Below are 12,433 nucleotides of genomic sequence, written 5' to 3'. Positions count from 1 at the left end.
CGTGTCGCAGAACGAGCACAAGCGCCTGGCCGGCGAAAAGGCCATCGATTTCGTCGAGGACGGCATGATCGTCGGCGTCGGCACCGGTTCCACGGTCGCCTATTTCATCGACGCGCTGGCGCGGATCAAGGACCGCATCGCCGGCGCGGTATCCAGTTCCGACCAGAGCACCGAGCGCCTGCGCCGGCATGGCATCGAGGTCATGGACCTCAATGCCAGCGGCACCCTGTCGCTGTACGTGGATGGCGCCGACGAGTGCGATCCGCACAAGCGCCTGATCAAGGGCGGCGGCGCCGCGCTGACCCGCGAGAAGATCATCGCCGAGGCCAGCCGCAAGTTCGTCTGCATCATCGATCCGATCAAGCAGGTGCCGGTGCTGGGCAAGTTCCCGCTGCCGGTCGAGGTGATCCCGATGGCGCGCAGCCTGGTGGCGCGTGAAATCCTGGCGATGACCGGCGGCCAGCCGGTCTGGCGCGACGGCGTGACCACCGACAACGGCAACTGGATCCTGGACGTGCACAACCTGTCGATCGTGGATCCGGTCGGGCTCGAGCGCGAACTCAACCAGATCCCGGGCGTGGTCAGCGTCGGCCTGTTCGCGCGACGTCCGGCGGACGTGGTGATCATCGGCGGCGAACCGCCACAGGTGCTGTAACCCCCTTTCCGTCCCGCGCCCCGCAGGAGGCCGCATGCTCTACCGTATTCTCGTTACCGGATTGCTGGCGCTGGGCGGTTCGCTCTCACTGAGCGGATGCGCCAGCGCGGACGGCCGATGGGTGGAAATCGGCGGCCAGCGCTACCAGGTGGAGATCGCCGATGACGATGCCGAGCGCGCCCGTGGACTGATGTTCCGCGACGTCCTGGCCGACGGTACCGGCATGCTGTTCATCCACGATCGCGAAGAGCCGCAGGCCTACTGGATGAAGAACACCCGGATTCCGCTGGACATCCTGTACTTCGACGACGAGCGCAAGCTGGTCGCCCAGCGCCGCAATATCCCGCCCTGCTCGGCCGGCGACGCCTGCCCGTCCTATCCGAGCGAAGCGCCGGCCCGCTACGTGCTGGAACTGAACGCCGGCGAAGCCGATCGGCTGAAGCTGCAGGACGGCGCCGAACTGCATCTGGGCAAGGGCATCACGCCGGCCCGCTAGGGCTTGATTGCGGGAAGAAATGGCCCCAGTCTGGCGGCATGGGGGATCACCTCACATTGCCGGATTGGAACAGCCTGGCGACCCGCGCCGACGAGGCCCTGCCGTTGCTGGAAACCGCGCTGCTGATCGCGCGCGACGAGTATCCCGATCTTGACGCGGATCTGTACGACACGCTGGTGCAGAGCCACGTCGCGCATCTGCACCACGAGATAGACGCGATCGCGTCGTGGCCGCTGAAGATGGCGGCCATCAACCGCCATCTGTTCGAGGAACTGGGCTATGGCGGCGATCACGAGGAGTACTACGATCCCCGCAACAGCTACCTCAACCAGGTGTTCGAGCGCCGCCTGGGCAATCCGATCTCGCTGGCGATGGTGCAGATGGAAGTCGCACGACGGTTGGGCGTGCCGCTCGACGGTGTCTCCTTCCCCGGCCACTTCCTGGTCAGGCTGCCGGTGGACGATGGCCTGCTGGTGATGGATCCGTTCAACGGTGGACGTCCGCTCGGCGCCGACGAACTGCGCGAACGCGCGCGTCCGCACCTGGGCGGCGACATTCCCGACGACAACGCGCTGCTGCGGATCCTGGATCCCGCCAGTCATCGCGCGATCCTGGTGCGCGTGCTGCGCAACCTGCATGGCGTGTACGCCGAACGCGACGAATGGGATCGCGCCGCGCGCAGCGCCGATCGCGTGCTCAAGCTGATTCCCGACCAGGCCGAGGCCCTGCGCGATCGCGGCATGGCCTACCTGAAGATGGAACACGTCAGCGGCGCCCGCCAGGATCTGGGACGCTACCTGCAACTGGCACCGGAGGCGGCCGATGCCGCCGAACTGCGCGAGCGTCTGGTGGAACTGAACGCCGCGCCGCGGTCCCGGATGCATTGAAGGCCGGGATTCGGAGCTTTGCTTTTTCTCCCCCTTTGAAAAAGGGGGATTGAGGGGGATTCGGCCTTGGGTGCGAAGAGCAAATCCCCCGTCACCTGCTTCGCAGGTGCCCGCCCCTTTTGCAAAGGGGGCTCCAGGAGCGGAATCTTCCCCTGCGCATCACCTGGTGCGGAGCTTGCTCTGCTCTGGACGTCCAACCACCCATGTCCCGTGACCGGCCTTTGCCGGGCAAAACCGGGCGGGCCCGGCGCTACGGAACTTCGACCATCTCGAAATCATCCTTGGTCACGCCGCAATCCGGGCAGGTCCAGGTGTCGGGGATGTCCTCCCAGCGCGTGCCGGGGGCGATGCCCTCTTCCGGCAGCCCCTCCGCTTCGTCGTAGAGGAAGCCGCAGACCACGCACATCCAGGTGCGGTAGGTGGTGGCGGTGGCGTCGGTCATCGGATAATGCGGGCGGGTGGGTCCTGCATTGTCCCACTCCCGTTCCCGCACCGGAAGTTACACCGATGAATTCCCGTTGGCCCGCCAACGGCCCCGCGCCGCGCGGCCTGTACCTGATCACGCCCGATGAAGCCGACACCCATCGCCTGTTGGCGCGGGTGGAACCGCTGCTCGCCGAGGGCGTCACCTGGCTGCAATACCGCCACAAGGAAGCCGGCCCGGCGCTGCGCCGGGAGCAGGCGGAAGCGCTGCAGGCCCTCTGCGCGCGTACCGGCGTTCCATTGATCGTCAATGACGACGTGCGGCTGGCCGAAGCGGTGGGCGCGGCCGGCGTGCACCTGGGCGAGGACGATGGCGATATCGCCTCCGCCCGGGCGCTGCTGGGCGAAGCGGCCATCGTCGGCGCCTCCTGCTACGACGAACTGGAACGCGCCCGCCGCGCGGTCGCCGCGGGCGCCAGCTACGTGGCGTTTGGCGCGTTCTTCCCCACGCGCAGCAAGACCACCACCCGCCGCGCCATGCCCGCGCTGTTGTCCGACGCCGCGGTGCTGGGCGTGCCGCGGGTGGCGATAGGCGGCATAACCCCGGACAATACGCCTGCCCTGGTCGCCGCCGGAGCCGATCTGGTGGCGGTCATCGGCGGCGTATTCGAGGCCGCCGATCCCGTCGGGGCGGTGCGCGCCTACCGGCGAAGCCTTGCCGGCTAGCCCGCGGCCCGGCTGTGGGAGCGACGTCAGTCGCGATGAAGCTTTCCCGGCGTTCCTTCGCGGCCCAGGCCGCTCCCACCGGACGCCCTCCTGCCTGTTTGGAATCCAGATGAACCACGATCAGTCCCACGCCCTGTTCTCCCGCGCCCAGCAACTGCTCCCCGGCGGCGTCAATTCGCCCGTGCGCGCATTCAAGTCGGTCGGCGGCGAACCCTTCTTCGTGCAGCGCGCGGACGGTGCGTTCCTGCATGACGTGGATGGCAACCGCTACATCGACTACGTGGGTTCGTGGGGGCCGATGATCGTCGGCCACAACCATCCGAAGGTGCGCGAGGCGGTGCAGGCCGCCATCCAGAACGGCCTGTCGTTCGGTGCGCCCTGCCCGGCCGAGGTCACCATGGCCGAAACCATCACCCGGCTGGTGCCGTCCTGCGAGATGGTGCGCATGGTCAATTCCGGCACCGAGGCCACGCTGTCGGCGATCCGGCTGGCGCGCGGCGCCACCGGCCGCAACCGGATCGTCAAGTTCGAGGGCTGCTACCACGGCCATGGCGATTCGTTCCTGGTCAAGGCCGGCAGCGGCATGCTGACCCTGGGCGTGCCGACCTCGCCTGGCGTGCCGGCCGGTCTCAGCGAGCTGACCCTGACCCTGAGCTACAACGACTTCGAGGGCGCCACCGCGCTGTTCGAGCAGTACGGACAGGACATCGCCTGCCTGATCATCGAGCCGGTGGTCGGCAACGCCAACTGCCTGCCGCCGCGCGAGGGCTATCTGCAACACCTGCGCGAACTGTGCACGCAGCACGGCGCGCTGCTGATCTTCGACGAAGTGATGACGGGCTTCCGCGTCGCCCTCGGCGGCGCCCAGGCGCATTACGGCATCACGCCCGATCTGACCACGTTCGGCAAGGTCATCGGCGGCGGCATGCCGGTGGGCGCCTACGGCGGCCGCCGTGAACTGCTCTCGCAGATCGCGCCGGCCGGCCCGATCTACCAGGCCGGCACGCTGAGTGGCAATCCGGTGGCGATGGCCGCCGGCCTGGCGATGCTGGAACTGATCCAGGCACCGGGTTTCCACGATGGGCTGACGGCGGCCACGAACGCGCTGTGCGATGGGCTGGAAGCCGCCGCGCGCGAAGCCGGCGTGCCGTTCTCGACCACCCGCGTGGGCGCCATGTTCGGCATGTTCTTCACCGACCAGTACGTGGATACCTATGCGCAGGCGGTGGCCTGCGACATCGGCGCGTTCAACCGCTTCTTCCACGCGATGCTGGATCGCGGCGTGTTCCTGGCGCCCTCGGCGTTCGAGGCCGGCTTCATGTCCAGCGCGCACGATGCCGCGATCATCGAGCAGACCATCGCCGCCGCGCGCGAGGCGTTCAAGGTGGTGGCGGCGGGATGATGGTGCCACCGCGCATCCAGCGGGTCCTGTTCGACTTCGATGGCGTGCTCGCGCACTACCATCACGAACGGCGCATCGCCCACCTGGCCGACTACGCCGGCGCGGATCATGAACGCGTGCGCGAGGTGCTGTTCACCTCCGGCCTGGAAACCGAGTACGACGGCGGCCGGATCAGCACCGGACTGTATCTGTCGCGCCTGGGAGAAGGCATCGCGCGGGCAGTCGACGAGGAAACCTGGATCGCCTCGCGGATGGCTGGCAGCCACGCCGACGCGGCGGTGCTGGATCAGATTCTTGGCCTCGACACCGGCCTGGAGCTGGGCGTGCTCACCAACAACGGCCTGCTGATGGCGCGGGCCATCCCGCGCATCGTCGCGCCGATTCATCCACGCATCGAAGGCCGCGTGCTGTGCAGCGGCGCGCTGGAATTGCGCAAGCCCGAACCCCGCATCTACAGGCTCGCGCTGGAGCGGCTGGGCTGGGACGCCTCGCACACCCTGTTCGTCGATGACGTGTTCGCCAACGTCCAGGGCGCGCGCGGCGTGGGCCTGCACGCGGAAACCGTCACCGACGCCGCCAGCCTGCGGCAGGTGTTCAGGCGCTACCGGTTGGCCTGAAACTCGCCGCGCATTCCGGCCTGTCTTGTGGGAGCGGCGCAAGTCGCGATTGCCGTCCACCGAGTTGCTGTCGGCACACGCGCGGAAGCTTCGCGACTTGCGTCGCTCCCACAAGAGGAGCCATCGACTGTGTGCTTACTTCCCCACGAACGCACGCAACGCCACGTGCAGGCGCTTGCAGCCTTCGGCCAGTTCGTCGTCGTGGATGTTCAGCGCCGGCACGAAGCGCAGCACGTCCGGTCCGGCCTGCAGCAGCAGCACGCCATGCGCCGCCGCGTGGTCGAGGATTTCGCTGGCGCGACCCGCATGGGCAGGCTTGAGCACCGCGCCAAGCATCAGGCCACGGCCACGCACCAGCGAGAACAGGCCCAGTTCGGCATCGATGTCGGCCAGCGACTTGCGCAGCGCCGCCGACTGGCGTGCGACGTTGTTGGCGATCGCCGGCGAAGCCAGCTTGCGCAGCGCCACCCGCGCCACCGCCGCGGCCAGCGGATTGCCGCCGAAGGTGGTGCCGTGCGCGCCGAACTGCATCGCCTCGGCCACCTTCGGGCCGGCCAGCATGGCGCCGATCGGGAAGCCACCGCCCAGCGCCTTGGCCAGGGTGACGATGTCCGGCGTCACGCCATCCTGCCAATGCGCGAACAGGGTGCCGGTGCGCCCCATGCCGGACTGGATTTCATCCAGCACCAGCAGCGCGCCATGGTGATCGCACAACTCGCGGACCGCGCTCAGGAAGCCGGGCGCCGCTGGCATCACCCCACCCTCGCCCTGCACCGGCTCCAGCATCACCGCGGCCACATCACCGGCCGCCATCGCGATTTCCAGCTGGGTGAGATCGTTGAAGTCCACGTAGCGGAAACCGCCGGGCAGCGGCTCGTAGCCTTCCTGGTACTTCGGCTGCGCGGTCGCGGTCACCGTCGCCAGGGTGCGGCCATGGAAACTGCCGCGGAAGGTGACGATCACGCGCTTGTCCGGTGCCCGGCCCTGGCCGGCGGCCCACTTGCGGACCAGCTTGATCGCCGCCTCGTTGGCCTCGGCGCCGGAATTGCACAGGAATACGCGACTGGCGAAGCGCGACGACGCCACCAGTTCCTCGGCCAGCCGCAACGGCGGCTCGCTGTGGAAAACGTTGCTGGTGTGCCACAGCTTGCCGGCCTGTTCGACCAGCGCCGCCACCAGATCGGGATCGTTGTGGCCCAGTCCGCAGACGGCGATGCCGGCGGACAGGTCGATGTACTCGCGACCCTCGCTGTCCCAGATGCGCGCGCCCTGGCCACGTTCGAGGACAAGCTCGCGCTGGCGATAGATGGGCAGGTAGTACTGCTTGCCCTTGGCGAGCAGTTCGGAAGCGGGGCTGGTGGTCATGGCGGCGACGGACGAACGGGACAAGTCCGATATTGTCGCTGATTTCCTGTCTGCCGGCGGTCTTCGCGCGCCGCCGGCGCCATCATCCCGGACGCCAAAACGGGGCGTGCCGGGGATGCCCCGCGCGGGGCATTCCGGATCAGACGAAATCGATCGCGTCCACGGGCACCGCCCGGATGCGCGGTCCGAAACTGGTGATGTCCGGCAGGGTGGCATTGTGGTGCGTGCGGATCTGCGCGGCGCTGGCATGCGCCTTGTCGTGGGTGGTGTGGGCATCCGCCGCCAGCGTCACCGCGTAACCGTGCGCGGCCGCGCTGCGGGTGGTGGTATCCACGCAGAACTCGGTGGCGTAGCCGCAGAGCACCAGCTCCTGCACACCCAGGAACGCCAGCACCTCGTCCAGTCCGGTGCGCAGGAACGAGTCCGGCGTGCTCTTGCGGATCCTGCGATCCGCGGCATCCACTTCCAGCCGCGGATCCAGTTGCCATGCGTGCGACTCGGCTTCCATCCCGCTCGCGCGCTCGTGCTGTACGTGGATGACCGGAACGCCCCGCGATCGTGCGCGCCTGGCGAGCGCGTTGATGCCGGCGATGACGTCTTCCGCATCGGCCGGCGGCGGGCTGGTCTCGAACAATCCACGTTGCACATCAATCACCAGCAGCGCCAGGCTCATCATGCGTCCGTCATGTCATCGCGGGAGCACAGCTTCTCCGATCTCGATGGCGAATCCAAGTGCGATCCGCGCGTTCACGACGCCGCCAACAACGTCGCATTCACCATACGCCGACGTTTGCCATCGACGTCCATGGCTCCTGTGGCGGCAACGCCGCGCCTTTCTGCAGCAGTTCGATGGAAATCAGGTCCGGCGTGCGCACGAACGCCATGCGGCCATCGCGCGGCGGGCGGTTGATCGTGATGCCCAGCGATTGCAGGTGCGCGCAGGCAGCGTAGATGTCGTCCACCTCGAACGCGAGATGACCGAAGTTGCGGGCGCTGCCGTAGTCCTCGTCCGAGCCCCAGTTGTGGGTCAGTTCGATTTCCGACTCGGGATTGGCCGGCGCGCCGAAGTAGACCAGGGTGAACTTGCCAGCCTCGTTGTCCATGCGCCGGGTTTCCTTCAGGCCCAGGCCCTCGGTGAAGAACTTGCTGGTGGCGTCCAGATCGTGGACGCGGATCATCGCGTGCAGATATTTCATGTCGTTCTCGTGAATCGTGAAGCGGATCAGTGGGGGATGCTGGATCGCCGGGGCCGGTGGGCCCAGGCCAGGCCGAGCAGGCACGCCAGGATCAGCACGCTGTACTCCACGCCGTTGCGACCGAGGCCGACCACGAACCAGCCTTCCCGCGCATGCACCAGCCAGATGCCGCAGGCATAGATGACGGCGAACACCAGCGCCAGCGGAGTGATCCAGCGTCCCCAGGCCAGCAACAGGGTAGCGGAGAGCTCGAACACGGTGATGAACCAGGCGATGCCCACGCCAAAGGGGAACCCCTGCGCCTCCAGGAACTGGCCGAACGGCGCCACCCCGCCGGCGCCCAGCCGGGCGGCGCCATGGATGAAGAGCAGCGTCGCCAGGACGCAGCGGACGAGGGTGAGTCCTTGCCGGAAGGAAGCGGCGTCGGCGGTCATCGAAATGCTCCGGTGAGGGTGAGGGCTTCGGAGGCAGACAGGCCCCGTCGCGGTGGCTTCGGCAGGAAGACTTCAGGACGTGGCGTCGCAGCGCGGGCGCAGGCGTGCGGCCAGCTCATCCAGGGTGTCGCGCGCGGCCGGCACCGGCAGCCCCTGCGGATACAGCCGGAACAGGCCGTCGCGATGGCGGCGCGGCTGCACGTGCAGGTGCACGTGCGGAACTTCCTGTCCGCCGGCATGGCCGTTGGACTGCCACAGATTGAGGCCCGGCGGCTCGAATTCCGCGCGCAGCGCCTGCGCGACCCGCACCGCCATCCGCATCAGCGCGGCGGCCGAGTCCGGCGTCAGTTCGTAGATCGTCTCCACGTGCGCGCGCGGCACGACCAGCACGTGCCCCGGCACCGGCTGGCGCAGATCCAGGAACGCCACCACGTCGGCATCCTCGGCCACCCGGCTGGCCGCGGCCCGACCTTCGAGGATGGCGCAGAAGATGCAGTCCATCAGGGATCCAGGAACAGGTCCGGCAGCAGCGGCTGCGAGGGATCGACCGCGTAACCGGAGAAGTCCTCGACACCGGCTTCGCGCAGCACGTCTTCGTCGATCAGGAAATTTCCGTGGAAGCCCGTCGCGGGCCGGGTGAGCACGGCATGCGCGGCGTCGGCGACGATGGCCGGGGTGCGGCAACGGGGAATCTCGACGCCGGGAATCATGTTCAGCGCGTCGGTGGCGATGATGGTGCGCGGCCACAGCGCATTGACGGCCACGCCCTGCGGGCCGAATTCGCCGGCCAGTCCCAGGGTCACGAAGCTCATGCCCATCTTGGCCAGCGTGTAGCCGGTGTGCGGCGTCCACCAGCGCGGATCCAGCGAGGGCGGCGGCGCCAGGGTGAGGATGTGCGGATTCGCGGCCTGGCGCAGATAGGGCAGGCAGGCCTGCGCGCACAGGAAACTGCCGCGGGCGTTGACCTGGTTCATCAGGTCGAAGCGCTTCATCGGCGTGTCCAGCACCCCCGCCAGCCAGATCGCGCTGGCGTTGTTGACCAGGATGTCGATGCCGCCGAAGGCGTCCACCGTCGCGGCCATCGCCGCGCGCACGTCATCCTCCTCGCGGATGTCGCATTTCAGCGCCAGGCCCTGCCCGCCCGCCTCGGTGACCGCCTGGGCCGCGCTGTGGATGGTGCCGGGCAGTTTGGGATTGGGCACCGAGGACTTGGCGGCGATCGCCACGTTGGCGCCGTCCCGCGCCGCCCGCAGCGCGATGGCCAGTCCGATGCCGCGCGACGCGCCGGTGATGAAGAGAGTCTTGCCCTGCAAACTGGCCATGGAAGTCCTGCGCCCGACGATGGAAAAGGGATTCCTTTCAGGATACTCCGGCCGGGCGGCGGGCCGGCGGCGGCGGGGACGAAGCGCCGGATACGGGTGCCGGGAGCACGCCGCCAGCCACTTTTTCCATCGAAAGTCCACGCCCATCAGACGGGATGCCAGTCATGAACCGCCCCCTATAATCCAGCCGATGAATCCGTCCTGGTTCGACTCGCTGCTGGCCTGGATCAGCGCACATCCGGTGGCCGCGGGGGCGGTGATCTTCGCGATCGCCTTCTGCGATGCGGTGATCATCCTGGGCGCCATCGTGCCGGCGCTGCCGCTGCTGTTCGCGGTCGGCGTACTGATCGGCCTGGGCGAGATCTCCGGACCCTACGCCCTGATCTGCGCCGCCATCGGCGCGCTGGCCGGTGACGGCACCAGCTTCTGGGTCGGCCACCGCTGGGGACCGCAACTGCGTCGGCACTGGCCTTTCAGCCGCTATCCACAGCTGCTGGATCGGGGCGAGGTGCTGTTTCGCCGCAATGCCTTCAAGAGCATCCTGATCGCCCGCTACGTCGGTCCCATCCGGCCGTTCGTGCCGGCGGTGGCGGGCATGTTGCGGATGCCGATGAAGCGCTACCTGCCGGCCAGCCTGCTGGCAGCGATTTCGTGGGCCGCGCTGTTCCTGCTGCCGGGCTGGGTGTTCGGCCATGCCTACGACGCGGTGGCCGCGGTCGCCGGACGACTGGGCCTGGTGCTGGGCCTGCTGCTGGTGGTGCTGGCCCTGGCCTGGGCGCTGGTGCTCTACGGCTACCGCTGGTTCGCCGCCCACGCCGACGCGCTGCTGGCGCGCGCATTGGCCTGGTCGCACGCGCATCCGGTCATCGGACGCTACTCGGCGGCGGTGTTCGATCCCAAGCGCCGGGAGTCCGTGCCGCTGGCGCTGCTGGCCATCCTGCTGCTGGCGATCGTCTGGGTGTGGTTCGCGTTCCTGATCATCGTCATCGGCCACGGCGAACCACTCGGCATCGATCTCGCCGTGCACGAACTGATGCAGGCGCTGCGCAATCCGCTCGCCGACCAGCCGCTGGCGGCGATCGCCTCGCTCGGCGACGAGCAGGTGCTGGCGCCGGCCTCGTTGCTGGTGCTGGTCTACCTGTGCTGGCGCAAGCGCTGGATGGCCGCCGCGCACTGGCTGGCCGCGCTGGCCTTCGGGCTCGCGCTGACCGCGTGGCTGGGGGCTTCGGTCGACATCCCGAAGCCGCCGTCGGTCAGCAGCGGTTTCGGCTTCCCGTCCATCGCGGTGACGATGGCGACCATCACCTTCGGTTTCTTCGCCGTGCTGATCGCGCGCGAACTGCCGGGTCGGCAGCGGGTCTGGCCCTACCTGGTGTCGGGAATAGTCGTTGCGCTGATCGGCTTCGCCCGCATCTATCTGGGCGCGCACTGGCTAAGCGACATCATCGGCGGCATGTTGTTCGGCATCGTCTGGCTGCTGGTGCTCGGTATCGCCTATCGCCGGCGCATGCTGCGCTCGTTCTGGATCACGCCGCTGGGCTGGCTGTTCTACGGTTCGTTCGTTGCGGCGGCGCTGTGGCACGCGCCACGCAATGTGGATCGCATGCTGGCGCAGTTCGAGACGCCGGTGATGGTGCAGTCGATGGGAATGGACGACTGGTGGCGGCAGGGCTGGCAGCGCCTGCCGGCGCGCCGCAACGAGTTCGACGACGAGCAGCGCTGGCCGCTGGACATCCAGGTGGCGGGGCCGCTGGCGCCGCTGCAGGCGCGACTGGAAGCCGCCGGCTGGCGGGCGCAGCCGCAGGCCGGCTGGCAGGACGCGCTCAACCTGCTGGACACCGATCTTTCCCCGGCCGAACAGCCGGTGCTGCCGGCGACCCTGGATACCCGCGCCGAGAGCCTGCTGATGGTGCGCGACGGCGCCCAGCCCGGCCTGCGCTTCGTGCTGCGGCTGTGGCCGGCGAACACGCTGCTGCAACCGGGCGACACCCCGTTGTGGATCGGCAGCGCGCAGGTACTCAAGCATCAGCAGGCGTTCCGCCTGGTGGGCGTGTGGCGGCCGCTGCGCGAGGCCGATGCGGCGCTGCACGCGGTCAGCGCCGCGACCGCGCCGATGCAGCATCGGATCGAACCGCATCCGCAGTCGCGCCTGCCGGTGCTGCGCGTGCGCACCGACGGCGCGACCGTTCCGCAACCCGATGGTCCACCACCGGACGTTCCGCCATCGGAGCCGGCCACCCGGCGCTGACGCTCAGGCGATGGCCGAGAGCAGCCGGTCCAGGCGCGTGTGCGGGCTGTCTTCCTGCAACAGCATTCCCCGCTGCTGCGCGGTGAGCGGCAGCAATTCGGCGAGTCGCCATCCCACCCAGGCCGCGTTGTCCATCTGCGCCGGCGTGATCCGGTTCAAGTCCGCGCCGGCCTGCTCGAGCAGGCTCTGCAACAGCGTCGCCAGCAGGCTGTGCTGGGGCAGCAGTTCATCATCGGAATCCGGCTCGCACCACTGCACTTCGCCCACCACCAGGCCGTTGTCGCGCACCCGCGTGCGGATCACCCTGAACCGGCGCACGCCGCGCACGCGCAAGGCGAGCAGACCGTCGGGACCGGTATCGAAATCCTCGATCAGCGCCTCGGTGCCGTAGGCGGCCGGAATCGCCGGCTGCCCGGCTTCGTCGCCTTCCAGGATCAGGCAGACACCGAAGCCGCGGCCGGCGCGTCCGCAGTCACGCACCAGATCCAGGTAGCGCCGTTCGAACACCCGCAGGCCCAGGCCCGCGCCGGGCAGCAGCACGGCATGCAGGGGGAACAGCGGCAGGGTTTCGGTCATCGGATCTCCGTCAGCCACGGTCCACGGCGGCATGCCGGCATCCCGCCATGGCTCGCTCGTCGATGCGGCGCGGCGGCGGGCCGAAG

The 12,433-nt window shown here is 68.7% G+C and carries 15 protein-coding genes; 7 read left to right on the top strand and 8 right to left on the bottom strand.

Annotation, left to right across the window (positions count from 1 at the left end; genetic code table 11):
- The first annotated feature begins 1 nt into the window (after position 1).
- From rpiA to AC3DEZ_RS19265, 3 genes are read left to right on the top strand one after another with little or no spacing between them, the layout of a single operon-like run.
- Positions 2–655, top strand: coding sequence for a ribose-5-phosphate isomerase RpiA (rpiA, locus tag AC3DEZ_RS19275; protein WP_447104705.1), 654 nt, complete (start codon positions 2–4; stop codon positions 653–655).
- Between the two features lie 34 nt (positions 656–689).
- Positions 690–1,151 (top strand): DUF192 domain-containing protein, encoded by a 462-nt coding sequence (locus AC3DEZ_RS19270; protein ID WP_488389648.1) that lies wholly within the window; start codon positions 690–692, stop codon positions 1,149–1,151.
- Between the two features lie 38 nt (positions 1,152–1,189).
- A complete protein-coding gene (locus tag AC3DEZ_RS19265) occupies positions 1,190–2,038 on the top strand; it encodes a SirB1 family protein (RefSeq protein WP_488389647.1) in 849 nt (282 codons plus the stop codon).
- A gap of 250 nt (positions 2,039–2,288) precedes the next feature.
- On the opposite strand, the gene AC3DEZ_RS19260 is transcribed toward AC3DEZ_RS19265, so the two are convergent.
- On the bottom strand, positions 2,289–2,480 hold the full coding sequence (locus AC3DEZ_RS19260) for a rubredoxin (protein WP_141454019.1): 192 nt from the start codon (positions 2,478–2,480) through the stop codon (positions 2,289–2,291).
- Between the two features lie 65 nt (positions 2,481–2,545).
- On the opposite strand from AC3DEZ_RS19260, the gene thiE reads away from it, so the two are divergent.
- The 3 genes from thiE to AC3DEZ_RS19245 all read left to right on the top strand — a co-directional run bounded on the left by thiE (position 2,546) and on the right by AC3DEZ_RS19245 (position 5,206).
- Entirely contained in the window at positions 2,546–3,187 is a 642-nt protein-coding gene (gene thiE, locus AC3DEZ_RS19255) for a thiamine phosphate synthase (RefSeq protein ID WP_488389646.1), read from the top strand.
- Positions 3,188–3,296: 109 nt separating this feature from the next.
- Positions 3,297–4,589 carry a glutamate-1-semialdehyde 2,1-aminomutase gene (hemL, locus tag AC3DEZ_RS19250; RefSeq protein WP_488389645.1) on the top strand — a complete coding sequence of 431 codons (1,293 nt, stop codon included), beginning with the start codon at positions 3,297–3,299 and terminating at the stop codon, positions 4,587–4,589.
- On the top strand, positions 4,589–5,206 hold the full coding sequence (locus AC3DEZ_RS19245) for an HAD family hydrolase (RefSeq protein WP_488389704.1): 618 nt from the start codon (positions 4,589–4,591) through the stop codon (positions 5,204–5,206). Before hemL ends, AC3DEZ_RS19245 begins: the two co-directional genes overlap by 1 nt.
- 135 nt (positions 5,207–5,341) lie before the next feature.
- On the opposite strand, the gene AC3DEZ_RS19240 is transcribed toward AC3DEZ_RS19245, so the two are convergent.
- The 6 genes from AC3DEZ_RS19240 to AC3DEZ_RS19215 all read right to left on the bottom strand — a co-directional run bounded on the left by AC3DEZ_RS19240 (position 5,342) and on the right by AC3DEZ_RS19215 (position 9,523).
- Positions 5,342–6,571, bottom strand: a complete 1,230-nt coding sequence (locus AC3DEZ_RS19240) for an acetylornithine transaminase (protein ID WP_488389703.1) — start codon at positions 6,569–6,571, stop codon at positions 5,342–5,344.
- A gap of 139 nt (positions 6,572–6,710) precedes the next feature.
- Positions 6,711–7,244 (bottom strand): cysteine hydrolase family protein, encoded by a 534-nt coding sequence (locus AC3DEZ_RS19235; protein ID WP_488389644.1) that lies wholly within the window; start codon positions 7,242–7,244, stop codon positions 6,711–6,713.
- 100 nt (positions 7,245–7,344) lie between these two features.
- Positions 7,345–7,767 carry a VOC family protein gene (locus AC3DEZ_RS19230; protein ID WP_488389643.1) on the bottom strand — a complete coding sequence of 141 codons (423 nt, stop codon included), beginning with the start codon at positions 7,765–7,767 and terminating at the stop codon, positions 7,345–7,347.
- Between the two features lie 26 nt (positions 7,768–7,793).
- On the bottom strand, positions 7,794–8,201 hold the full coding sequence (locus AC3DEZ_RS19225; RefSeq protein ID WP_488389642.1) for a DoxX family protein: 408 nt from the start codon (positions 8,199–8,201) through the stop codon (positions 7,794–7,796).
- Positions 8,202–8,273: 72 nt separating this feature from the next.
- Positions 8,274–8,702: an HIT family protein gene (locus AC3DEZ_RS19220; protein ID WP_488389641.1), complete on the bottom strand. Its 429-nt coding sequence runs from the start codon at positions 8,700–8,702 to the stop codon at positions 8,274–8,276.
- Complete coding sequence (locus AC3DEZ_RS19215) at positions 8,702–9,523, bottom strand: SDR family oxidoreductase (RefSeq protein ID WP_488389640.1); 822 nt, start codon at positions 9,521–9,523, stop codon at positions 8,702–8,704. The genes AC3DEZ_RS19220 and AC3DEZ_RS19215 overlap by 1 nt, the downstream gene beginning before the upstream one ends.
- A 190-nt stretch (positions 9,524–9,713) precedes the next feature.
- Between AC3DEZ_RS19215 and AC3DEZ_RS19210 the strand changes: the two genes are divergently transcribed.
- The gene (locus tag AC3DEZ_RS19210) at positions 9,714–11,771 is read left to right on the top strand and encodes a bifunctional DedA family/phosphatase PAP2 family protein (RefSeq protein ID WP_488389639.1); all 2,058 of its coding nucleotides are present in this window, start codon (positions 9,714–9,716) and stop codon (positions 11,769–11,771) included.
- Between the two features lie 3 nt (positions 11,772–11,774).
- On the opposite strand, the gene AC3DEZ_RS19205 is transcribed toward AC3DEZ_RS19210, so the two are convergent.
- On the bottom strand, positions 11,775–12,347 hold the full coding sequence (locus tag AC3DEZ_RS19205; protein WP_488389638.1) for an LON peptidase substrate-binding domain-containing protein: 573 nt from the start codon (positions 12,345–12,347) through the stop codon (positions 11,775–11,777).
- Between the last annotated feature and the right edge of the window lie 86 nt (positions 12,348–12,433).

The organism is Pseudoxanthomonas sp. 134C1 (genome assembly GCF_057773065.1).
Note: the sequence above shows the minus strand (reverse complement) of the source record. Positions and strands in the feature narration are given on the sequence as shown.